The sequence below is a fragment of the Streptomyces sp. cg36 genome (assembly GCF_041080675.1).
Lineage (GTDB): Bacteria > Actinomycetota > Actinomycetes > Streptomycetales > Streptomycetaceae > Streptomyces.
In genome coordinates, this window is sequence record NZ_CP163520.1 from 508,443 (window position 1) to 529,956 (window position 21,514).

Sequence of the window (21,514 nt, forward strand, 5' to 3'; positions counted from 1 at the left end):
TCCGGCCGGTGCGCGCGACCCCGCGGGCCGGTGCCGGGCCGCACCCCTCCTCGGCTCGACGCCATCCCTGACCGGCCCTCCCGCCCGCGCTGTCACAGACGTGCGGGCTGCCTTGTCTCGTTGGTGTACGTGCTTCACGCACCGGCCCGGCGGCTGTCGCCGGGCCGGGCGGAAGCCGGATCGACGAACGGAACGGAGACCGTGATGAAGATCGTGGTTGTCGGCGGTACGGGGCTCATCGGCTCGCAGGTGGTGGCGCTGCTGCGCGAGCGCGGGCACGAGGTCGTGGCCGCGTCCCCCTCCACGGGTGTCGACGCCTTCACCGGTGCGGGCCTGGCCGACGCCCTCACCGGCGCGGACGTGGTCGTGGACGTGTCGAACTCCCCCTCCTTCGAGGACGGGCCCGCGCTCGACTTCTTCACCCGCTCGGCGCGGAACCTGTTCGAGGCCGAGGGCGCGGCGGGCGTGCGCCACCACGTGGTCCTGTCGATCGTCGGCGTCGACCGGGTGCCCGACTACGGCTACTACCGCGCCAAGGTCGCCCAGGAGGAGGCCCTGCGCGCGAGCGGCATCCCCTACAGCATCGTGCGCGCCACCCAGTTCTTCGAGTTCATCGCTCCCGTGATGGACATGTCCACCCAGGACGGCCGGGTGCGGCTGCCGTCCGCGCGGCTGCGTCCGATCGCCTCCGCGGACGTCGCCGCGGCGGTCGCCGAGGCCGCGCAGGGCGCGCCGTCCGGCGCGGTGCGCGAGATCGCGGGTCCGGACGTCCTCGGGCTCCCCCGGCTCGGTGAGATCACCCTGGCGGCGAAGCCGGACGGCCGGACGGTCGTCGTGGACGAGACGGTCGGACCGTTCGCCGGCATGCCGGAGGGCGTGCTGGTGGGCGGCGACTCCGCGCACACCTCGGCGACCGGCTACGAGGAGTGGCTGAAGCGGAACTGACCGGCTAAGGACGGGCGGTGGGCCGATGGGCCGACCGCTCGTACGCCCGGAGCTTGTCGGGGGCCAGCACCCAGTAGAGCCGGTCGATGCCGTCCGCTCCCAGCGTGACGCCCACCAGGGCGACGGTGACGCCGTTCTGAATGAGCGTCAGGCTGGGGCGGCCGTTGGCCTGCGCCACCCGGTACTCGGCGCCGGGGAAGAACTTCTTGGCGAAGGCGCTGACCCTGGCCACCCGTTCGGGCCCGACGACCACCAGCCGGGCCACCCCGCGCATGCCGTTGCCGTCCGCGTAGGCGACGGCGTCGGCCGAGAGCACGCTTTCGAGCGCCGCGAGGTCACCGTCCCGCGCCGCCGCGACGAACGCTTCGAGCAGCCGCCGGTGCTGGGCGGTGTCGACGGGGCCGCGCCGCTCGGCGGCGAGGCGCTTGCGGGCGCGGCTGACGATCTGCCGCACATTGGCCTGGCTGAGCTCCAGCATGTCGGCGATCTCGGCGTACGCGTAGTCGAACGCCTCCCGCAGCACATAGGCCGCCCGCTCCACGGGGTTGAGCTTCTCCAGGACGAGGAGGACGGCCAGCTCCAGCGCCTCGCCGCGCTCGGCGCCGAGGTGGGGGTCCAGGCTGGTGTCGACGGGTTCGGGCAGCCACGGCCCCACGTACGCCTCGCGCCGGACCCGCGCCGACCGGGCCACGTTGATCGCCAGCCGGGTGGTGACCGTGGCCAGGAACGCGCCGGGGTCGAGCACCGCGCCCCGGTCGGCGTCCTGCCAGCGCAGCCACACGTCCTGCACCACGTCCTCGGCCTCGGCGACGCTGCCCAGGACGCGGTAGGCGATGCCGAACAGCCGGGGCCGCAGCCGCTGGAACGCCCCCGCCGCCGCGTTCAGTGAGCCGTCGGTGAGCCGCTGTCGCTCGTCCATGGTGCCGCTGCCTCCGCGGGTCGGCCGTCGTGCGCTCGTACGGGCGCCCCTTCGGCGCGGGGGCGGCCCGCTCGCGGTGATCCTACGGCGGCCCCGCCCTCCCTCCCGGCCGTGCCGGCTCCGTCGGCGAGGTGGTGTCTGACCTGGTGGCGGACCCGGGCCACGGCCGCCGAGCGGGCGAAGTCCTCGGCGACGGCCACCAGCCAGGCCGTCTCCGCGTCCAGGTCCTGGCGGGGGCGGCGGCCGGGCGGGGCCGGGGCGGCCCGGGTGAAGCGGAAGCCGTGGGAGGCGGCCTCGATGGCCACCGCGAGGTTGACCGCTTCCACGGTGGCGGCCGGGGGCCCGGTGCGGCGGCCGGTCCCGGCGGGCGCCCACTCCTCCACCGGCGGCGGGAAGTGCGGGCGCAGCGCGAGGTGCGCGTCGTGGATCTCGATGACCCGGCGGTAGCGGGCGAACTGCACGTCGCGGGGCAGCAGTCGGCGTATCCGGCCGGGTCTGCTCAGGGCGATGCCCGGCAGTGCCCGGTGCAGTTCCTCCCAGAGCGGGCCCAGCCGCAGGTACGCGCGGTAGGCGAGCCAGCGGCGGCGCAGCGCGGTCACGTACCGGGCGCAGAGCGCGGCCATGGTCCCGCAGAGGATGAGCGCCAGGCACAGCGCGCCGAGCGCGGCCGACGGCAGGTCCTCGTTGGTGCCCTGGCGGCCGGTGCCGAGGACGGCCACGATGTCGCTGACGGTCCACGCCGACCACACCAGGCCGACGGCGGCGGACGCCGAGTAGAGGCGCAGGGCGGTGCGCAGCGGGCCGGGTTCCAGACCGGCGGCGTGGCGGACCATGCCGAGCAGGAAGACGCTCACGCTCCACTCGCCGTAGACCAGGAAGACGAGGTCGTATCCGGCCATGGCGGCCCGCGCGGCCGTGCCCGGATAGCTGCCCTCCTCGGCGCCGGGGCCCTGTGCGAGGGCGAAGAGCAGGGCGCTCGCGCCGAGCAGGGCGAGGATCACGGCGAGGGGGCGGCGGCTGCGGCGCGGCTCGCCGGTGCGGATGGATTCGGCGAGCTGGGCGAGGAAGTACAGGGCGAGGAGGCGCAGTTCGTCGCCGAGCAGGACGTCAAGGCCGGGGAACGGCGGCAGGCCGCGCAGCAGCCGGCCGGCGGCGGGGGCGGCCAGCACCAGGGCGGCGGCCAGGCAGAGGCCGAACGCCCGCAGGTCGCGGACCGGCGGGTTGATCCGGAACGCGCGGGGCCGCAGCAGCGTGCGCAGCAGCAGCGCCAGCACGGCCAGCACGGTCAGGGCGCAGCCGAGGGTGGCCATCTCAGCTCCGGTCGGCGGGCCGGGCCGGGTCGATCAGCGCGGCCACCGCGGCGAGCCCGGGGTCGTGGTGGGCCTCGGGTTCCTGGCCGCCCTCGGCCTGCTGCGCGTCCTGGCCCGCGGCGGAGGCGCGCAGGGCGATGAGCGAGGCGACCAGCTCGGCCTCGCGCTCCTGCTCGTCGCTGTAGTGGCTGCGGCCGAGGACGCGCCGGACCAGCTCGGGCGACAGGTGCGGGGCGAGCGCGGCGGACAGGGCGGGCGCCTCGGCGGAGGTGTCGAGGTGGCCGCAGATGAGGTGGCCGATCTCGTGCAGGACGATGTGCTGTTTGTGCAGGACGGTGGTGGCGGCGGGGTAGCCGATGTAGTCACGGCTGTCGGTGGCGACGAGGACCCCGCACGGCACCCGCTCCAGGCTGGGCAGGGCCAGCAACTCCAGTGGCCGGCCCCGCTGTTCGGCGACCGCGGCCACCAGCCGCACCACCGAGAACGGCTCCGGCAGGCGCAGTTCGCCGGCGATCCGCCGACATCGGTTGCGCAACGCGCGGCCCCGCATCCGCGATCCCATCGTTCCCCCCGGCCTGTCAGCCGCCCGTACCCAGAAGTCCCCGTACTCAGAAATCCCCGCGCCGGAAGTCCCCGTGTCAGAAGTCCTCGTCCGCGCCCCGCTGCCGGCCGGCCTCGCGACGCGCGAGGGCGTCGATCAGATCACTGATGGTGTCCAGACCCTCGGGAGAGAGCCGCACCGCGCGCAGCGCCATGTCCCGCACGCCCGCGTCCCGGAGCACCCCCAGCAGATCCAGCTCCGCAGCGATCTTCTCACTGTAGTCGCCGTCGAAGAAGTAGGCGGGCGGGACGTCGAAGAAACGTGCGAGGGCTTCGAGGTGACGTTTCGTCGGGTTGTCGCGCCGTCCGGTGCGCAGCTGCCACAGATAGGTGGCGGAGAAGCTCTCGCCGGTGGCTTCGCGGCAGGCGCGGGCGACCTCCTCGTTGCTGTAGGGCTCGCGGGTGGGGCCGCGGACCACCAGGAAGAGCCGCTCGATCTTCTCGGCCAAAGTCCTGGTCCCGCCCCGGGCTTCACCCATCAGGCACGCTCCCCGTGCTCTCGCACCGCACACCGCTCGCGGAGATGAATCACGCCATTGACCGCATTCATTTTAGTTGACATCGCGGAGCGGCGAGAAGCAGACTCCTGTCAGCTGATATGAAACATCTGTGGCGACTGGTTCACATCAGCCGCTCAACCGCGTGCCGCCCGTCCCCCGTACGGAGGGGCGGACCGGATCCGTACGGCCCGTGCACCGCCTCCGCACCACCCCGGCTCGCTCACGTTCCCCTCGCGCCGCCCAGCCAGGAGCACCCATGCCAGGTGAGACCACGCCGCTCGCGGCCCCCGCCGCGCAGGCACCGCCCCTGCCCCGGGAACGCGACGGCCGCCCACCACTGACCGGCAGCTGGTGGGCGCGCGGGCTCTGGCTGCGCGAACGGCTGGCGGCGGCTGGAGCGCCGCGGCCCGCCCCGCCCGGCAGCGACCTGGCCGCCCGGGCCCGGCGCCGGATGGACCGCTGGCGCGCGTGCGGCACCGCCGTCGGCGCGGAGGACACCGCCGCGCTCTCCTGCACCGCGTTCGCCACCACCCCCCAGCGGCTCGAAGCCCTGCTGGCCGAACCCACCGCGGCCCTCGCCGCCCGCGCCGACGAGCCCGCCTGGGCGCGGCTCGCGGAACGCCTGGTCACCCGCAAGCGACCGCCCGCCCACGTGCCGCTGCCCGCCGACGCCGACCGGTGGTTCCGGGGGTTCGCCACCGTCCTCCAGCCCTTCGTGGACGAGGCGGTCACCCGCCTGACCACCTCCCCCGGCTTCGCCGCCGCCTCCGCCGTGGCCGACACCGACGCCGTCGTCCGCTCGCTCGTCACCGGGCTGCGCGCCCAGCTCGTCCAGAGCGCCGGACGCACCCTCGTCCTGGAGCTCAATGTGGCCCGCCTCTGCGACCGCCTGCGCGGCGACACCGCCGAGGAGCGCTTCGAGTCCTTCGTCGCCCTCTACCGCGACCCCGCCCGGCTGGCCGGACTCCTCGACGAATACGCCGTGCTCACCCGCCTGTTGACCACGGCCACGACCCACACCGCCATCGCGTACGCCGAGTTCCTGCGGCGGTTCGCCGAAGACCGGCCGCGGCTGGTGGCCGAGCTCCTCGGGGGCGTCGACCCCGGCCCGCTCACCGAGGCGGTCATGGGCGGCGGCGACGCCCACGAGGCCGGCCGCTCGGTCGTCCTGCTCCGCTTCGCCTCCGGGGCCCGGCTGGTGTACAAGCCGAGGCCGCTGGCCGTCCACGCGCACTTCAACGACCTCCTGGACTGGTACCGGTCGGTGCTGCCCGGGGCGGATCTGCGCCGGCTCGCGGTCCTGGACCGGGGCGCGTACGGATGGATGGAGTTCGTCGCCCCCGCGCCGTGCGCCGACCGGGCGGGCGCGGCGCGGTTCTTCCACCGCCAGGGCATGCTCCTCGCCCTGCTGTACGCGGTGTCCGCCACCGACTTCCACTTCGAGAACGTGATCGCGGCGGGCGACCAGCCGGTGGCCGTCGACCTGGAGTCGCTCTTCCACGCCGAACTCGCCCCGCGCACCGGCAGCGCGCTGGCCGACGAGGACCCGGGACAGCGGCTGCTCAACCGTTCCGTACAGCGGGTGGGCCTGCTGCCCAACGTCGTCGTCGGCCCCGGCGGCGCGCTGGACATCGGCGGCATGGGCGCCGACAAGGGGTCCGCGCTGCCGTTCAAGGACGCCGCGTGGGAGGCGGAGGGCACCGACCGGATGCGCCTGACCCGTACCGCGCGGGCCTTCGACGGCAGCCGCAACCGGCCCACCCTGGACGGCCGCGACCTCGACCCGGCACAGCACCTCGACGGACTGCGCACCGGCTTCCGGGACGGCTACCGCGCGATCCTGACACACCGTCAAGAATTACTGGCCCCGGGAGGCCCCCTGGACCGGTTCAAGGACGACACCGTACGCGCCATCGTCCGCTCCACCCGCACCTACGCCCAGCTGCTCGCCGAGTCCAGCCACCCCGACGTCGGCCGCGACGCCCTCGACCGCGACCGGCTCCTGAGCTTCCTGGCGGCCTCCTGCGCCGAGGACCCGCTGCGCCTGGCACTCGTACCCCACGAGCTGGCCGACCTGTGGGCGGGCGACATCCCGCTCTTCCGCTGCGCCGTGGGCTCCCGCGACCTGCGCACCCACCGCGGCGCCGTGCTGCCCGGCGCCCTGCCCCGCTCCGGGCTCGACCGGGCCCGGGAGACGATCGCGGCGATGAGCGTACGCGACCTCGCCGACCAGGACTGGATCATCCAGGCCGCCTTCGCCGCCCGCACCGCCCCGGCGGTCCCCGCACCGGCCCCCGCCACCGCGTCCGGCCGCAACCGGCCCGCCGAACCGCCGCGGCGGCGCGCCCTGCGCCAGGCCCGCGCCGTCGCCGCCGAACTGGGGCGGCGCGCCCACCAACACGGCGGCCGGGTCGGCTGGCTCGGCCTCGACCTGCGCCAGGACGTCTGGCAGGTGGCCGCGCTCCGCGACGACCTCTACAGCGGCTACCCCGGCATCGCCCTCTTCTTCGCCCAACTCGCCCGCGTCACCGGCGAGCAGGAGTACGCCGACACCGCCCGCCGGGTGCTCGCCCTCTTCCCCGCACACCTCGACCATCTGCTCACCCTGCCGTACCGCCGCGGCTGGGGCGCCTTCGGCGGGCTGGCCGGAACCGCCTACGCGCTCTCCTCGGCCGCCACCCTGCTGGCCGACCCGCACCTCGCGGCCCCGGTCCCCGCGCTCCTCGCCAAGGCCGCCGAGGACATCGGCGAGGACACCGCGCTCGACCTCGTCAGCGGTGCGGCCGGCTGCCTCGCCGTCGCCGAGACCCTGGTGGCCCGGTTCGGCCGTCCCGCCGACCTGCTGGCCCGCCGCTGCGCGGCGCTGCTGGTCGACCGGGCCGAGGACCAGGGCCCGGACGCGGTCGCCTGGCGCACGCCGCCGCGCTCGTCCGCTCCCCTGCTCGGCGCCTCGCACGGCGCCGGAGGCATCGGGTTCGCGCTGCTGCGCCACGCCGCCCGCACCGGCGACCCGGCCGCCGCGCGGACCGGCCGCGCGGCGCTCACCCACGAGGACGCCCAGTACGACACGGCCCTCGGCAACTGGCCCGACTTCCGCGTCCTCGAACCCCGCGCCTGGGTGGCACCGGCACCGGCCGGAGCGGTCCCCCACATGCACGCCTGGTGCCACGGCGCACCCGGCGTCGGCCTGCTGCGCGCGGCCCTGCCCGCCGCGACCCGGACCGCCGCCGACCGCGAGACGCTGCGCCGCGCGGTCGGCTCCACCGCACGGGCCGGTTCGGTGGGCAACGACAGCCTCTGCCACGGCGACCTGGGCAACACCGAACTGTTCGCGGCGGCCGTCGCCGCGGGCCTGCCCGAAGCGCAACGGCCGCTCGACACCTGGCACGCCGGGGCCCTCGACCGCATCGAGCGGTACGGCCCGGGCTGCGGCACCCCCGGCCGCCTCCCCACTCCCGGGCTGCTGTGCGGCCTGGCGGGCATCGGCCACGGGCTGCTGCGGATCGCCGCACCCGACCGGGTCGCCTCGGTCCTGCTCCTCGAAGAGCAGGGGTGACACCGTGCGCGGACCACGCCGACGGGTGCCGATGCGCTTCCAGTTCACCCGTACCGAGTGCGCGGCGGCCTGCCTGGCCATGGTGCTCAGCCACCACGGCCAGGACTCCTCGGTCGCGGACTGCCGTCCCCTGCTGGGCGCCGGGCGCGACGGGGTCTCCGCCGCGGCCCTGGTCGCCGCCGCCGAGCGGGTCGGCCTCACCAGCCGGGTGGTCCGCGGGTCCATCGCCCTGGACCAGGAGCTCACCGGGCCCGCCATCGCCTATCTGAACACCCATCACTTCGTGGTGGTCGAGTCGATCGACGCCCGCTGGGTGCGGGTCACCGACCCGGGCTCGGGGCGGCGGCGTTATACCCGCGAGGAGTTCGACACCAAGTTCGGCGGCCTGCTCGTCCATCTGGACCCCGCCCCCGACTTCCAGCAGCGCCGCAAGCCGCTGCGGAGCGTGCCGATCGTGCGCTACTTACGGGAGTTCGTCGCCGCGCCGGGCGGGCGCCGGCGTCTCGCCCACGCCGGACTCCTCGCCCTGCTGCTCCAACTCCTCGGACTCGGGGCCCCGTTCCTCACCAAGGCCGTCGTCGACGACGTGCTGCCGCACCACCGTACGGACCAGCTCGCGGTCCTGATGGCGGGCGCCGTCGGACTGGCCGTCCTCACCGGTGTGACGACGGCGCTGCGGGCGCTGGCCCTGCTCGCCCTGCGCAGACGGGGCGACCTCGTCCTCACCCGCGACCTCGTCGGCCACCTCTTCCGGCTGCCCATGGAGTTCTTCCTCGACCGGGGCCGGGGCGATCTGCTCATGCGGCTCTCCAGCGTCTCCACCACCCGCGACATGCTCACCCAGCAACTGCTCACCCTGGCCATGGACGGGATGCTGCTGTGCGGCTACCTCGCCGGTCTCGTGCTCCTCGAACCCCGCTACCTCCTCGTCGTCGCCCCGCTCTGCCTGGCCCAAGTGCTGCTCGTCACCCGCAGCCACCCGTACGTACGGCTGCTCGCCCAGCGGGAGCTCAACGCCAAGTCCGACGAGCAGAGCTATCTGGTGGAGAGCCTGGAGGCGATCGTCCCGCTCAAGGCGAACGGCTTCGAGAACCGGGCCGTGCGGCACTGGGAGCGGCTCTTTACCACCTACCAGGCGGCGGCCCTGCGCCGCGGCCGGGCCAACGCGGTCCTGGCGGGCGCCCAGCGGGCGCTGACCTCGCTCGGCCCGCTCGCCCTGCTCGGCACCGGCGCCTGGCTGGTCCTGCACGACCGGCTGACGCTGGGCGGCATGCTCGCGGCCAACAGCCTGGCCCTGTCCGTGCTCACCCCACTGGAGACCTTCACCAACAGCGGCCAGCTCTACCAGTCCGTCAACGCCCAGGTGGAACGGCTCTACGACGCCCTCGACACGCCCCCCGAGGCCAGTGGGACCATCCGGCTGGCGAGCGACCGGCCCGCCGCCCTCCGGGTCGACTCCCTGAGCTACCGCTACCACCCGGACAGCCCGGCCGCACTCCACGACATCAGCCTGGACCTTCCGGCGGGCGGCAAGCTCGGCATCGTCGGCCGCACCGGTTCGGGCAAGAGCACCCTGGCCCTGCTGCTGCTCGGCCTGCTGCGCGCGCCCGGCCGCTCGGTCCGCCACGACGGCGTGCCCATCGAGGAGCTGGACCTGCACGACCTGCGCTCCCACTGCGGCGCCGTGCTCCAGGAGCTCACGCTCTTCAACGGCAGCATCCGCGAGAACCTCACGCTGGGCCGTCCGGAGGCCGACGACGCGGAGGTGGTCCGGGCGGCCCGTATCGCCGGACTCCACGAGGACGTCTGCGCGCTGCCGATGGGCTACGACACCCCCGTCGGGGAGGCCGGTTCGGCCCTGTCGGCGGGACAGCGCCAACGCGTCGCCCTCGCCCGGGCACTGGTGCACCGGCCGCGCCTGATCGTCCTGGACGAGGCGACCAGCCATCTCGACCCGCAGACGGAACGGCAGGTCGACCGCGAGCTGGGCGCCCTGAAGATCACCCGCGTCGTGGTCTCGCACCGGGTCAACGCCGTGCGCAACGCCGACGAGATCCTCGTGCTCGACCGGGGGCGGATCGCGCAGCGCGGCCGGCACGCCGAGCTGATCGCCCGCCCCGGCCCCTACCAGCGACTCTTCGCGCCCGCCCCGGCCGAGACCGCGGCGAGCGATCCCCCGGCCGACGCCGAACTGGCGCTCGGCGACCGCGTCTGACACGGCGCCCACCCCGCGCGGCACCACGCCGCACCGCCGGGGCGGCCCGCCGTCCGCCAGCGAGCGGGCGGCCCGCCCCGGCGGTCCGTCCCACCCGAAAGGACCGCAACCATGAGCGACTTCGACCTCGCCCGCGCCCTCAAGGACCCCGAGGCGGGCCTCTTCGACGAGGGCCACCCGCTGGGCGCCCCCGACCTGACGGAGCTGACCGGCGGACTGCTGCCCTGGACCCACCCCGGCAGGTGCATGAACACCTTCCAGTCGCTCTTCTGCTGCTGACGGCGCGCCCGGCCGGCCAGCCGGCCGGGCGCGCCCCGCAGTGCGGGCAGGCGCCCCGGTGCCTGCCCGCCCGGGGGCCGCCGCGCCGCCCCCAGTGCCGCATCGCCGGGAGCTCCACCGCCCTGTGGAGCAGCCAGGCGAGCAGGACGGCCACCGTGAACATCGGTGCCAGGACGGCCACTTGGCCGGTCAGGCCCATCGCGCTGAAGTGCGGGATGCCCAGCAGCCGCGCCCCGTAGTCGATCACCGGCTTGTGCACCAGGTAGAGCGCGAAGGACACCTCGCCGAGCCACACCAGATAGGGGTGGCGCAGGGGCGAGGGCCGCTGCTCGACGTCGGCGACGGCCCCGGCGCAGATGACCAGGGCGATCGGGACGACGGTGGCCGCCGAGAACGAGTACAGGCCCGTCCCCATCGACATCCAGTAGCCCAGGACCAGCAGCGCCCCGGCGGGCAGCAGCCCGATCTGCGGCCACTTGCCCGCGGCCACGATCCGGGCCAGGACCATACCGAGGGCGAATTCGAGCAGCCGGGCCGCCGGGAAGAAGTCGACGAACCAGGCGTCATTGTCGAGATAGGGCAGCAGCGGCGACATCGGCGTGCCGTCGGGCACATAGTGCCGCGCCACCAAGGGCAGAGTGAATATCACTGCGACGAGCACCGCGGCCACCCCCCACAAATAGGCCGTACGCATCCGGCGGATCTGCCGGATCAGCAGGGGGAAGGCGAGATAGAAGAACATCTCGCAGGAAAGCGTCCAGCTCACCGGGCTGATGGCGGTGGTCAGGTCGAACCCGGGAATCCATGACTGGGTGAGTGTGGCCGTGGGAAGGATCTGCGCCGCGACGATCGCCTTTCCGGTCAGGACCATGAGGCCGGCGTGCGCGGCGGCCGTGACCAGATGGCTCGGGAGGATCTTGGCCGCGCGCCGCCGCCAGAACGCCCTGGCCGAGGTGGTGGGGCGGGCCGACCAGGTCAGGACGAAGCCGCTGAGCACGAAGAAGAACGAGACGCCGACCTGGCCGAGGTTCCGCCAGAAGTCCGGGTTCCCGCGGATGTAGAGCGAGAAGTGGCAGAGGACCACCGCGGCGGCGGCGATGAATCGCATACCGGTGAGGGTGGGGAGCCGGTTTTCGGTATTTCCCGTCGGCGGCCGGTCCCGGCCGGCATCGCTGAGCACACTTGCCATCGCACTGTTCCTTAAGTTCGGCGCCGATCAGAGGGGCGCGCATCCGATTCCCCCCTGGGTTCCCGGCCGCGGTTCCGCCCGGAAATCCCGTATGAATTAGATGGACGCCGTTTGTGCGCTGTCAACGAATTCCGGCATCAATGTCCCGGAGGTTTCATTTCTTGAGCATTTCTTTCATCCTTCCGGGAAGTCCCGGGAAGGCGCGCGTACCATCGGCGCGGGCGCCGTGCCCAGCGGGCGTTCTGCGCGCCGACCGCCGTGTGGACGGTCTCGGCGAGGAGCGCGGCCGTCAGTTCGCCGGGCGGCAGCGCGCCGATCCGGGCGAGCAGGGTCCGGCGCAGCTGCCCGGTGGCGTGGCGGGCCGGAGCGGCGACGCGTACGGGGACGCCGAGGACGGCGTCCACGGCCGCCGCGAGGCCGGGGGTGTCGGCGCACACCGCCTGCCGCACCGAGGACAGCCCGCGGGTCCGCACCCGCCGCAGGAAGGGCGACCAGTCGGCCACGGGGTCCGTGCCCGCCAGCGCGAAGGCGACGACCTCCCGTCGGCCGCGCCGGCCGACGCGTACGGCGGTGAGGATCTGCGCCGCGGCGAAGTGCGGGTCCTCGCGCACGACCACGGGCAGGGCGTCGAGGAGGAGTACGGCTCCGGGGCGCCCGCGCCGGACGCCGTCCGGCCGCAGGGCGCAGGCGAGGACCAGACAGGCGCCCAGTACCCCGGCGGTCAGCAGAGTGGTCGCGTGCAGGGCCTCCGCGTAGCCGAGCGGCCCGCCCGCCGAGGCGGTGCGGTCGGTGACGAGCGCGCCCGCGCACGCGGTGCCCAGGACGCCGCCGACCTGGCGCGAGGTGTTCAGCACACCGGACGCCGCGCCCGCGTGCCGGGCCTCGACCGATGCCATCGCGATCCGGGTGAGCGGCGCCAGCGCGCAGCCGATCCCCAGGTCGGCCAGGAGCATGGCGGGCAGCAGGTGCCAGGGGTTCGTCCCCGGGTGGGCCTGCGCGCCGATGAGGACCAGACCGTACGCGTAGGTCGACACGCCCGCCAGCACGAGCGGTCTGCCGCCGGTGCGGTCGGCCAGGCGGCCCGCGACATGGGCCGCCGCCGCGGCGGCGAGCGGGGTGGGCGCGGTGAGCAGACCGGCCTGCAGCGCCGAACGGTCCAGGGCCCGCTGGACGAACAGGGCGAGCGGGGCGGCGGTGCCGATGACGGCGAAGTGGATCCCGGCGCCCACCAGGTTGGCCAGCGCGAAGTCACGGCGCGCGAACAGGGCGCGCGGCACGAGCGGGGCGCGGCTGCGCGAGCGCTGCTGGACGGCGAAGAGCACCAGGCAGGCCGCTCCCGCGCACAGCACCTGCGCGTGGGTGAGCGAGCCCGCCGGACCCGGCAGCGGGCGGCCCCGGCCCAGCAGCGCGACGGTGACGGCGGTCAGGCCCGCGGTCACCAGCGCGAGGCCCGGCAGATCCACTCCCCGCTCACCGCCGGGCCGGGGCGACGGCAGCAGCAGGGCGGACAGGACGAGGGCCACGGCCCCGGCCGGCACGTTCACCACGAAGATCCACTGCCAGCCGACGGAGGTCACCAGCACTCCGCCGAGCAGCGGCCCGACCACGATCGACAGCCCCATGACGCTGGTCAGCGTCCCGAACGCGGCCCCGCGCCGGTGCGCCGGGAACAGCGTCGTGATGAACGCCCCGATCTGCGGCGTGATCAGCGCCGCGCCCACTCCCTGCACGCCCCGCCACAACAGCAGTTCGCCCGCCCCCGAGGCGCAGCCGCACAGCGCGGAGGCGGCGGTGAACAGCGCGAGCCCGGCCAGATGGACCGGCTTCGGCCCGTACCGCGCGCCCAGCCGGCCCGCCGGGATCATGAACACGGCGTACGTCAGGACGTAGACGTTGACGATCCACAGGACCGTGTCCAGCCGCGCCGTGAGCCCGGTCGTCATGGCCGGGATCGCCACGTGCACGATCGTCGTGTCCAGCACGATCATGAAGAAGCTGACGCACAGGATGCCCAGCCGGGTCCAGGCGGCCCGGCCGTCGTTCGGCTCCATCACCCCTCCTCGCGCGGTTGGTCACAGCACCGTGAAGCCGCCGTCGACCACGAGCTCCGCGCCCGTGACGAAGGAGGCGCCGCCGCCCGCCAAGTACCGCACCGCGTCGGCGACTTCGTGCGGCTGGGCGGGCCGCCCCAGCGGCGTGCGGTCCGTCATGCCCCGGATGAAGTCCTGCGGGGCGGCCGCGGTCATCGGGGTGGCGACGACACCGGGCGAGACGCAGTTGACCCGGATCGCCGACGGGGCCAGTTCGACGGCCGCGGCGCGGGTCATGGCCCGGACCGCGCCCTTGGCCGCGTGGTAGGCGAACGAGGCCCCGGAGCCGACCTGCCCGTAGACCGAGCCGACGTTGACGATGGCGCCGCCGCCCGCGGCCCGCAGACAGGGCGCGGCGGCCCGCATGCCCAGCCACACACCCCGCTGGCAGGTGCCGACCACCCGGTCCCACTCCTCGGGGGTGCAGCTCTCCACCCCGTGCAGGCCCAGCGTGCCCGCGTTGTTGACGAGCGTGTCGAGATGGCCGAAGCGGCGGCGCGCGAACCGGGTGACGCGCTGCCAGGAGTGCGGGTCGGTGACGTCCAGCGGATGACCGACGGCCTGGCCGGTGCCCGGCTCCCGGTTGAGCCGGGCCGCCGCCGCGCGGCAGGCGTCGCCGTCGAGGTCGGCCACCACCACGCCCATGCCCTGGTCGAGGAGGGCCCGGGTGACCGCCGCGCCGATCCCGCCGAGCGCCCCGGTCACCAGCGCCACGCGCGGCCCGGGGCGCGCCGGGCCCTGACGGGTGCTCATGGCGCCGCCCACCAGGCGAGCGCGGCGGCGTACCCGCGGGCGTGGGTGAGCGAGACGCACGGGACGGCCGGGCCCGACTCCCGTACCCGCTCGGCGAGTCCGCCGCTCAGGTGCAGGCGGGGAGCGCCCCCGGCGGAGCGTCTGATCTCCATCTCCTGCCAGGGCGGCGGACCTGGCAGGGCGAGGAGTTCGGCCACGGCCTCCTTGGCGGTCCGGCGCGCGAGCAGATGCTCCTCGGCACGGGCCAGGCCCAGCGCGTACGCGCGCTCGTGCTCGGTCAGCCAGTGCGCCCAGCGCCCGTCCAGGCGGTCGGGCGCGTCGTGCGGTGCCGCGATCCTTACGACACCGCGGGGGCCCGGGTCGTGGCTCATGCCGCCTCCGCCGTCTCGGCGTCGGCGTCCCACGGGGCCAGGACCAGCGAGGCGTAGGTGCCGCCCCAGTTCGCGGCGGTCAGGACGACGGCGCGGCCCCCGCCCGGCTCCCGGTGGTCCAGATAGGCGCCGACGCCGTCGAGGACGTCCGGCGCGGTGGGCGGCTCCGGGCTCCAGCCGGTGCGCAGGGTCTCCGTCGCGCACACGGCCGCCATCAGCGCGGACGTACTGGGCACATGGCCGGTGAAGGGGCTCAGGTTGGTCAGGCGGACGGTGCCCGGGGCCCACACCTGGGCGACGGCCGAGGCTTCGGCCCGGTCGATGGCGGCGCTGCCGCGCGCGTCCCCGAAGACCGTGCCGACCGCCGAGGACGGCATCCCGGCGTCGGCCAGCGCCCGGCGGAAGCTCTCCGCCCACGCGGTGCCCGACGGGTCGTTGCCCGCGACGCGGTAGCCGTCGCCGGTCAGGGCGTGGCCCTTGACCTCGGCGAGGATGGTGGCACCGCGCGCCAGCGCGTGCTCCAGGGACTCCACCACCAGGGCGGTGCTTCCGGCGCCCAGGACGGCGCCGGTGGGGTCGGCGCTGTAGGGGCGCGGGCTGTCCTGGGCGAGCAGGCCGACCCGGTCGAAGCCGTAGTGCAGCAGCGGGGTGAGCTCGTCGGCGCTGACCGCGAGCATCACATCGGCCTCGCCGCGTCGGATGAGGTCGGCGGCGTAGCCGAGGCCGCTGAGGCCCGCCGCGCAACCGGTGGCGAGGGTGGACAGCGGGCCGCGCAACTGGAGGGCCAGACAGGCGTGTCCGGCCGCGGCGTTCATCACCGAGTTGGGGAACAGCCGGGGGTTGACCCGGTCGGGCCCCTGCGTCCCGATCGTCTCGCTGAGCGCCTCCACGGTCTCCACCGGACCGCTGAACGTCCCGAAGACCATGCCGATGCGCTCCGACTCGGCCTTGGTGATCCGCAGTCCGGCGTCGTCCAGCGCGAGACGGCTGGCGGCCAGGGTGAGCAGGCCGATCTGGTCGAGGCGGCGGGCGTAGGCGCGGTCCACATGGCGCCGGCAGTCGGCGGTGTCGACCTCGGCGGCGAGCGAGCTGCGCGAGCGGCTCAGATCGGTGCGCCGGGCCGGGCCGACCCCGCTGCGGCCCGCGCGCAGCGCGTCCAGGAACACCTGGCGGCCGCTGCCGATGGAGGTGACCGGGCCCGCGCCGGTGATCACCACGCGGTGGGCGGCGCCCCGGGGAGGCTCGGCGGGGCCGCGGCCCAGGACCAGCGAGCAGTTGTTGCCGCCGAAGGCGAAGGAGTTGGAGACGACGACGTTGAGCTCCTGCGGGCGCGACCGGTTGGGCACGATGTCGCGGCCGGTCGAGGCGCCCTCGTCCACGTTCACCGTCGGGGGGAGCACTCCGTCGCGCAGGGCCATCACACAGGTGGCCGCCTCCATCGCGCCCGCGGCGCCCAGCATGTGCCCGACCTGGGACTTGGTGCTGCTCATCGGGGCGGCCCGCAGGCCCTGGAAGAGGGCGTCCACGGCCTTGGTCTCGGCGCTGTCGTTGGTCGGCGTGCCGGTCCCGTGGCCGTTGACGTAGTCGACCTGCGCGGGCCCGAGGCCCGCTTGGGCGAGCCCGGCGCGCATGGCCCGGCCCGCGCCCGCGCCCGCCGGGTCGGGGGCGGTGGCGTGATAGGCGTCGCTGGTGAGCGCGTACCCGAGGACGTGGCTGAGGATGTCGGCGCCGCGACGGCGGGCGAACGACTCCGACTCCAGGACCAGGATCGCCGCGCCCTCCCCGAGGTTCAGCCCGGTGCTGCGCGAATACGGGGCGCACGGCTCGGGGTCGAGGGCGTTGAGGCTGTCGAACCCGGCCAGCGACAGGATGTCCAGGACGTCCACCCCACCGGCGATCATGACGTCGGCGCGGCCCTCCCGGATCGCGTCGGCGGCGAACCCGATGGAGTTCGACCCCGCGGCACAGGCGTTGGAGATCACCACCTTGGGGCCCTTGAACTGGAAGGCGACGCTCAGGGCGTCGGCCGACGTGTAGAGCGGATAGTGGAACAGCAGGTCCGCGCGGGGCGCCTGGGGGCCGCCGCGCAGCAGCTCCCAGTGGAACCGCTCCCCGCGGTCCAGACCGCCGACGGAGGTGCCGACGGCCACGCCCATGCGGTACGGGTCGATGCCGTCCTCGGGCAGCCGGGCGGCGGCGACCGCCTCGTCGGCGGCGGTGAGCGCCAGCGAGGTGGCGCGGTCGGTACGGCCGCGCAGCCGCGGGTGGGCGGCGGGCACGGCCGACACCTCGCCCGCGTACTGGCAGCTGAGCGCCGACACGTCGAGCCGCTGGGTCCGGGCGATGCCGCTCTCTCCGGCGCGGATGCCGCGCCACACCTGCTGGGCGCCGTCACCGAGTGCGCAGCTCAGACCTATGCCGGTGATGACGACGCCTTCCAGGCGGCGGTCGCTGAAGCTCATGTCTTCTCCTTGGGGCAGTGGCCCGGGGGCCGGAGCGGGGCGGGGCGGGCGGCGCCCGCCCCGCGGGGCCGGTCAGTCCAGCGCCACGTCGAGGCTGGTGGCGGTGAGGAAGGGGGCGGACACGGTGCGGACCGGCGAGCCGGTGGCGGCGAGGGCGAAGTCCTGGCCGGAGGCGGCGACGGCCGCGTCCACCTGGCCGGTGCCGATGATGCGGTCCAGGCGCGGCGAGTAGACGGCGTGGGTGACGGTGCCCACCGTCGCGTCGCTGACGGTGAGGTCCGTACCGGGCGCGGGCGGCTGGGCGAGCCCTTCGCCCGCCACCCAGCACACCGGCCGGCGCGTGCGGGCCGCCGCCCCCACGGGCTCCTTGCCGGGCTCGATCATCCACTGGAGGCCCAGGTCGGAGGCGGTGACCCCGTCGGCGGGTGCTTCGTGCTCCACGCTGGCGAAGCGGACCTCCATGCGGCAGACGTCCACCGCCTCCTTGCCGCACTCGACGGCTCCCTGCGCCAGGAGCTCCGCCCGCAGGGCCGGGCCCGCGCCCGCCGGGGCGAAGAACTTGTAGCCGTACTCACCGGTCACGCCGCTGCGCGAGACCACCACCTGACGGCCCTCGTGCTCGACGGTGACGAAGCTGCGGTAGCCCATCGACGCGATGGGGAAGGGCAGGTACTTCTGGGCGATGCGGAACGAGGAGGGGCCCTCCACCGCGAGGACGTCATGGGCCCCGCGCACGTCCTCCACCGTCGCCCCGGACCGTTCACCGCCCCGTGCGAGCAGATGCGCGGTGGCCTCCTCGGCCTGGGCGGGCCAGATCTCCACCAGGTAGTGGGTGGCGTGGCAGTGGATGAGGACTTCGCAGATCAGCGTGGTGTCCTCGCGCAGGAGCAGCGCGGGCATGCTCTGGCCCTCGAGCAGGAACTCGACGCTGCGGGTGCCGACGGCGCCCAGGAAGGCGGCGGCCTCGGGGCCCGACACCCTGACGAGGCCGATGCCGCTGTAGTCGAGGAGGCCGGACGCCTCGCGCAGCGCGGTGTACTCGGTCCGGGGGTCGGTGTGGACGGTCTTCATGGTCTCTCCTGAACAGTGGGGTGGCACCGGGGAAGCGGGGTGCGGGACGTCGTGGGGCGAGGGCCCGGCGGGTGTCAGGCGTCGCGTTCGGTGACGGTCAGCCGCACGGTGAGGACGGTGTCCCGGCCGACCGACGCCTGGCCGGTGACCGAGATGAGGCCGCCGAGGCGGGGACCGCTCTGCAGGCGGAAGACCACCTGGTCGCCGGGGACCACCGGTTTGAGGAACTTGGCCTGGCGGATCTCGGCGAGGTAGCCGACCCGGTCGGCGACGTCGGCGACGACCTCGCCCGTCGCGCGGAGCGCCCCCGCCGTGCCGTACACGACGGCGGCGAGCTGGGCGACGCACTCCACGAGCAGGACACCGGGGTAGATCATGCGGCCGGGGAAGTGTCCGGCCAGGACGGAGTCGGACGAGGTGATGTTCTTGATCGCCTCGGCGCCGACCCCCGGCTCCAGCGCGGTGACGCGGTCGAGCAGGAAGAACGGGTGGCGGTGGGGCAGCAGTCGGGCGATGTCGTCGGCGGTGAGCACCGCGTCGGGCGCCGGGGTGAGGGGGGTGCTCATGCCCGGCCCGCCTCGATGTGGTCGAGCAGCCGGTTCAGCGAGAGCAGGCTGTGGGTGTCGTCGTCGGTGATCACGACGCCGAAGGTGTCCTCGACCGCCATCGCGAGCTCCAGGGTGTCGATGGAGTCGAGCTCCAGCCCCCGGCCGAACAGCGGCTGGTCGTCGCCGATGCCCGCCGGGTCGACGTCGAGCGCGAGCCGGTCGACCAGCAGGGTCTTGACCTCCAGCGCGAGCTCCTGGCGCCGGGTGGCGCGGTGGGTGGCTTCTTCGAGGGACATGACCATGGGGTGCTCCTTGAGCGGGTGAGGGGGTGGGGGTTGTGGAGGGGGCGGAACAAAGGGACTGGGGGCGGCGGCCGTTGGGGAGGCCGCCGGTGCGACGGCCCGCGCGGGCGGCCGGGCCGTTCGGGGGACCGGGCGGGCACCGGGCCGCCTCAGCTGATGAGGCCGCCGTCGACAACGAGCGAGGTGCCGGTGATGTACGCCGCGCCGTCGCCGAGCAGGAACCGCACCGCCGCGCTCACTTCCTCGGGGCGGCCGATGCGGCCCAGCGGCACCTGGCGCAGGTTCTCGTCCAGCCGCCCCGCGGGCATCTGCCGGGTCATCGCGGTGTCGACGAACCCGGGCACCACGGCGTTGACGCGGACTCCGTAGCCGCCGAGCTCCTTGGCCATCGCCTTGACCATGGCGAGGGCGCCCGCCTTCGACGCGGCGTAATTGGCCTGGCCCGCGGGCGGGTTGACCGCGCTGGTGGAGCCGACGGTGACGATGGAGCCCCGCCGCTTGCCGGCCATCATCCGGCCGGCCGCGCGGCAGCACAGGAACGCGCCGGTCAGATTGGTCTCGATGACCTTGTTCCACTTGGCGTCGCCCATCATCACGGCGTAGCCGTCCTGGGTGACGCCCGCGTTGTTGACCAGCATGTCCAGCCGGCCGTGGCGTTCGCGCAGATGCCGGAACATCCGGTCGACGTCCTCGGGCCGGGCGATGTCCGCGCGCAGCAGCTCGGCGTCCGGCCGGACCGCGCGTACCGCGGCCAGTGCCTCCTCGGCCTGATCGGGGTTGCCTCGGTGGTTGAGGACGACGGTGGCTCCCGCACGGGCGAGGTCCGTCGCGACGGCGAGCCCGATGCCCTTGGTGGCGCCGGTGACCAGCGCGATGCGTCCTTCGAATTCGGTCACGGGGATTCCTTCACTGCTGCGGTGCCGGGCACGCCCGGGGTGGGCGCGCCGGGGGTGTACGGGGGCGGGGCGGAGCCGTGCGCCACGGCGGCCCGGACGTCGGCGTTCTCGCGCAGGGCGTCGTGCACGCCGAGGTGTCTGGCGCCGCGTGCCGTCTCGCGGCCGAGACCGGTGAGGACCCGCCCGGGTCCGGCCTCGATGAAGAGGCCGACCCCGAGCGTCCTCAGCGTCGCCACGGTCCGCTGCCACCGGACGGGCCGCAGCATCTGCCACAGCAGTTCGTCGCGGTACTCGTCGATGTCGTCCACGGGCAGGCCGGTGGTGCTGGAGACGAGGGGGACGCCCGGGGTGTCCAGCGGGACCGTGGCGAGCTTCGCGGCGAGGGCGGGCAGCGCCCACGCCATCAGGGGCGAGTGGTAGGCGCCGCCCACCGGCAGCTCCCGCGCCCGCAGCGCCCCGGCCTCCCGGGCCTGCTCGATGACGTGGCGCACGGCGCCGGTGGTGCCCGAAACGACCGTCTGGCGCGCGGAGTTCGCGTTGGCCACCATCACCAGCCCGGTGTCGTCGCTGGCCAGGCGGCACAGACCGCGCACGAGATCCACCGGTAGCCCGACGACGGCCGCCATGGACCCCTGGGAGCGCCGGGCCGCGGCCCGCATGGCGCGTCCCCGGCAGGAGACGAGGCCGAGCGCGGTGTCGAGGCCGAGGCTGCCCGCCGCGTACAGGGCGGTGAACTCGCCCAGGCTGTGGCCGGCCACATAGGCGGGGTGCCGGCCCCGGGCCCGCAGATGCGCCAGGGCCGCCGCCGACCAGGTGAAGACCAGGACCTGGGCGACCTCCGGGTCGGCGAGCTGCCGCGCGTCGGCCGTGGCCATGAGCCGGGCCACCGGCAGTTCGGTGACCTCCTCGGCGCGGGCCACCACTTCCTCGCCCTCGGGCCCGAACGGCCGCAGGTCGCGGCCCATTCCGGGGAACTGGCTGCCCTGGCCGGGGAAGACGAATGCGGTCCGCTCGCCGGTCATGACGGGCCGCCTTCGCGCTGCTCGCGGGGGCGGGCGACGGCCCAGGCGGCGCTCATGCCGTCGCCCAGGTCCTGCGCGCCGCCGACCATCTCCACCTCGTGGCGCCGCGCCCACCGGCCGAGTTCACCGTGCAGACGTACGGGCCAGGGCCGTCCCGCCGGGGTGACGTCGACCTGGATGTCCTTGAGGCAGGCGCCCGGCGGCAGTCCGCCTACGGCCTTGACGACGCCTTCCTTCACCCCGAACGCCTGCGCCAGCAGCCGCCCGGAGGTCGTGGCCGCGTCCGCCGCGCGGTCGGCGCCGCGCCGTTCGGCCAGGCTGAAGACGCGTTGCAGGAGTTCGCCCTTGGTCCGGGCGACCGCCAGGTCCCAGCGGCACTGGTCCACCAGATCGATACCCGCCGAATGAACGTCCGAGGGAATCGCGGCACGAAGCATCTCTGATTTGTCCATCGGGAAATCCCGTCGCTGCACGATGGTCGGAATG

Annotated in this window: 18 protein-coding genes; 3 read left to right on the plus strand and 15 right to left on the minus strand. The window is 74.7% G+C overall.

The genetic code is table 11. The features are described 5' to 3' along the window. Positions 1–204 precede the first annotated feature (204 nt). Positions 205–945 carry an SDR family oxidoreductase gene (locus AB5J87_RS02245; RefSeq protein WP_369373306.1) on the plus strand — a complete coding sequence of 247 codons (741 nt, stop codon included), beginning with the start codon at positions 205–207 and terminating at the stop codon, positions 943–945. A gap of 4 nt (positions 946–949) precedes the next feature. Here AB5J87_RS02245 and AB5J87_RS02250 read toward each other — a convergent pair whose 3' ends face one another. The 4 genes from AB5J87_RS02250 to AB5J87_RS02265 form a co-directional block, all read right to left on the minus strand. Beyond that, positions 950–1,864: an RNA polymerase sigma-70 factor gene (locus AB5J87_RS02250; protein WP_369373308.1), complete on the minus strand. Its 915-nt coding sequence runs from the start codon at positions 1,862–1,864 to the stop codon at positions 950–952. Next, positions 1,828–3,174 carry an MAB_1171c family putative transporter gene (locus AB5J87_RS02255; RefSeq protein WP_369373310.1) on the minus strand — a complete coding sequence of 449 codons (1,347 nt, stop codon included), beginning with the start codon at positions 3,172–3,174 and terminating at the stop codon, positions 1,828–1,830. Before AB5J87_RS02255 ends, AB5J87_RS02250 begins: the two co-directional genes overlap by 37 nt. Position 3,175: 1 nt before the next feature. Continuing rightward, complete coding sequence (locus tag AB5J87_RS02260) at positions 3,176–3,736, minus strand: ParH-like protein (protein ID WP_369373312.1); 561 nt, start codon at positions 3,734–3,736, stop codon at positions 3,176–3,178. 76 nt (positions 3,737–3,812) lie between these two features. Further along, a complete protein-coding gene (locus AB5J87_RS02265; RefSeq protein ID WP_369373314.1) occupies positions 3,813–4,253 on the minus strand; it encodes an XRE family transcriptional regulator in 441 nt (146 codons plus the stop codon). A 277-nt stretch (positions 4,254–4,530) separates the two neighbouring features. Here AB5J87_RS02265 and AB5J87_RS02270 point away from each other — a divergent pair, with 277 nt between their 5' ends. Further along, the gene (locus AB5J87_RS02270; RefSeq protein ID WP_369373316.1) at positions 4,531–7,830 is read left to right on the plus strand and encodes a type 2 lanthipeptide synthetase LanM family protein; all 3,300 of its coding nucleotides are present in this window, start codon (positions 4,531–4,533) and stop codon (positions 7,828–7,830) included. A gap of 4 nt (positions 7,831–7,834) precedes the next feature. Next, positions 7,835–10,045: a peptidase domain-containing ABC transporter gene (locus tag AB5J87_RS02275; protein WP_369373317.1), complete on the plus strand. Its 2,211-nt coding sequence runs from the start codon at positions 7,835–7,837 to the stop codon at positions 10,043–10,045. Between the two features lie 139 nt (positions 10,046–10,184). Here the strand turns inward: AB5J87_RS02275 and AB5J87_RS02280 are convergent, their stop codons facing one another. From AB5J87_RS02280 to AB5J87_RS02330, 11 genes are all read right to left on the minus strand, one after another. After that, positions 10,185–11,432: an acyltransferase family protein gene (locus AB5J87_RS02280; RefSeq protein ID WP_369373319.1), complete on the minus strand. Its 1,248-nt coding sequence runs from the start codon at positions 11,430–11,432 to the stop codon at positions 10,185–10,187. Between the two features lie 218 nt (positions 11,433–11,650). Further along, on the minus strand, positions 11,651–13,564 hold the full coding sequence (locus tag AB5J87_RS02285; protein WP_369373321.1) for a DHA2 family efflux MFS transporter permease subunit: 1,914 nt from the start codon (positions 13,562–13,564) through the stop codon (positions 11,651–11,653). Positions 13,565–13,585: 21 nt separating this feature from the next. Then, complete coding sequence (locus AB5J87_RS02290; protein ID WP_369373323.1) at positions 13,586–14,356, minus strand: SDR family NAD(P)-dependent oxidoreductase; 771 nt, start codon at positions 14,354–14,356, stop codon at positions 13,586–13,588. After that, positions 14,353–14,727: a holo-ACP synthase gene (locus AB5J87_RS02295; RefSeq protein ID WP_369373325.1), complete on the minus strand. Its 375-nt coding sequence runs from the start codon at positions 14,725–14,727 to the stop codon at positions 14,353–14,355. The genes AB5J87_RS02290 and AB5J87_RS02295 overlap by 4 nt, the downstream gene beginning before the upstream one ends. Next, on the minus strand, positions 14,724–17,189 hold the full coding sequence (locus tag AB5J87_RS02300; protein WP_369373327.1) for a beta-ketoacyl synthase: 2,466 nt from the start codon (positions 17,187–17,189) through the stop codon (positions 14,724–14,726). The genes AB5J87_RS02295 and AB5J87_RS02300 overlap by 4 nt, the downstream gene beginning before the upstream one ends. A gap of 72 nt (positions 17,190–17,261) precedes the next feature. Then, complete coding sequence (locus AB5J87_RS02305; RefSeq protein ID WP_369373329.1) at positions 17,262–18,260, minus strand: glycine cleavage T C-terminal barrel domain-containing protein; 999 nt, start codon at positions 18,258–18,260, stop codon at positions 17,262–17,264. Positions 18,261–18,334: 74 nt separating this feature from the next. Then, the gene (fabZ, locus tag AB5J87_RS02310; RefSeq protein WP_369373331.1) at positions 18,335–18,826 is read right to left on the minus strand and encodes a 3-hydroxyacyl-ACP dehydratase FabZ; all 492 of its coding nucleotides are present in this window, start codon (positions 18,824–18,826) and stop codon (positions 18,335–18,337) included. Further along, positions 18,823–19,104, minus strand: coding sequence for a phosphopantetheine-binding protein (locus tag AB5J87_RS02315; RefSeq protein ID WP_369373333.1), 282 nt, complete (start codon positions 19,102–19,104; stop codon positions 18,823–18,825). Before AB5J87_RS02315 ends, fabZ begins: the two co-directional genes overlap by 4 nt. A gap of 155 nt (positions 19,105–19,259) precedes the next feature. Next, complete coding sequence (locus AB5J87_RS02320) at positions 19,260–20,006, minus strand: SDR family NAD(P)-dependent oxidoreductase (RefSeq protein WP_369373335.1); 747 nt, start codon at positions 20,004–20,006, stop codon at positions 19,260–19,262. Next, positions 20,003–21,028 (minus strand): ACP S-malonyltransferase, encoded by a 1,026-nt coding sequence (locus tag AB5J87_RS02325; RefSeq protein WP_369373337.1) that lies wholly within the window; start codon positions 21,026–21,028, stop codon positions 20,003–20,005. The genes AB5J87_RS02320 and AB5J87_RS02325 overlap by 4 nt, the downstream gene beginning before the upstream one ends. Further along, on the minus strand, positions 21,025–21,465 hold the full coding sequence (locus AB5J87_RS02330) for a 4'-phosphopantetheinyl transferase superfamily protein (RefSeq protein WP_369373339.1): 441 nt from the start codon (positions 21,463–21,465) through the stop codon (positions 21,025–21,027). The genes AB5J87_RS02325 and AB5J87_RS02330 overlap by 4 nt, the downstream gene beginning before the upstream one ends. Between the last annotated feature and the right edge of the window lie 49 nt (positions 21,466–21,514).

Coding starts and splice junctions, on each gene's coding strand:
- AB5J87_RS02245 (WP_369373306.1), top strand. CDS start 205: ATGAAGATCGTGGTTGTCGGCGGTACGGGGCTCATCGGCTCGCAGGTG.
- AB5J87_RS02325 (WP_369373337.1), bottom strand. CDS start 21,028: ATGACCGGCGAGCGGACCGCATTCGTCTTCCCCGGCCAGGGCAGCCAG.
- AB5J87_RS02295 (WP_369373325.1), bottom strand. CDS start 14,727: ATGAGCCACGACCCGGGCCCCCGCGGTGTCGTAAGGATCGCGGCACCG.
- AB5J87_RS02315 (WP_369373333.1), bottom strand. CDS start 19,104: ATGTCCCTCGAAGAAGCCACCCACCGCGCCACCCGGCGCCAGGAGCTC.
- AB5J87_RS02330 (WP_369373339.1), bottom strand. CDS start 21,465: ATGCTTCGTGCCGCGATTCCCTCGGACGTTCATTCGGCGGGTATCGAT.
- AB5J87_RS02290 (WP_369373323.1), bottom strand. CDS start 14,356: ATGAGCACCCGTCAGGGCCCGGCGCGCCCCGGGCCGCGCGTGGCGCTG.
- fabZ (WP_369373331.1), bottom strand. CDS start 18,826: ATGAGCACCCCCCTCACCCCGGCGCCCGACGCGGTGCTCACCGCCGAC.
- AB5J87_RS02300 (WP_369373327.1), bottom strand. CDS start 17,189: ATGAGCTTCAGCGACCGCCGCCTGGAAGGCGTCGTCATCACCGGCATA.
- AB5J87_RS02265 (WP_369373314.1), bottom strand. CDS start 4,253: ATGGGTGAAGCCCGGGGCGGGACCAGGACTTTGGCCGAGAAGATCGAG.
- AB5J87_RS02285 (WP_369373321.1), bottom strand. CDS start 13,564: ATGGAGCCGAACGACGGCCGGGCCGCCTGGACCCGGCTGGGCATCCTG.
- AB5J87_RS02270 (WP_369373316.1), top strand. CDS start 4,531: ATGCCAGGTGAGACCACGCCGCTCGCGGCCCCCGCCGCGCAGGCACCG.
- AB5J87_RS02255 (WP_369373310.1), bottom strand. CDS start 3,174: ATGGCCACCCTCGGCTGCGCCCTGACCGTGCTGGCCGTGCTGGCGCTG.
- AB5J87_RS02260 (WP_369373312.1), bottom strand. CDS start 3,736: ATGGGATCGCGGATGCGGGGCCGCGCGTTGCGCAACCGATGTCGGCGG.
- AB5J87_RS02250 (WP_369373308.1), bottom strand. CDS start 1,864: ATGGACGAGCGACAGCGGCTCACCGACGGCTCACTGAACGCGGCGGCG.
- AB5J87_RS02280 (WP_369373319.1), bottom strand. CDS start 11,432: ATGCGATTCATCGCCGCCGCCGCGGTGGTCCTCTGCCACTTCTCGCTC.
- AB5J87_RS02305 (WP_369373329.1), bottom strand. CDS start 18,260: ATGAAGACCGTCCACACCGACCCCCGGACCGAGTACACCGCGCTGCGC.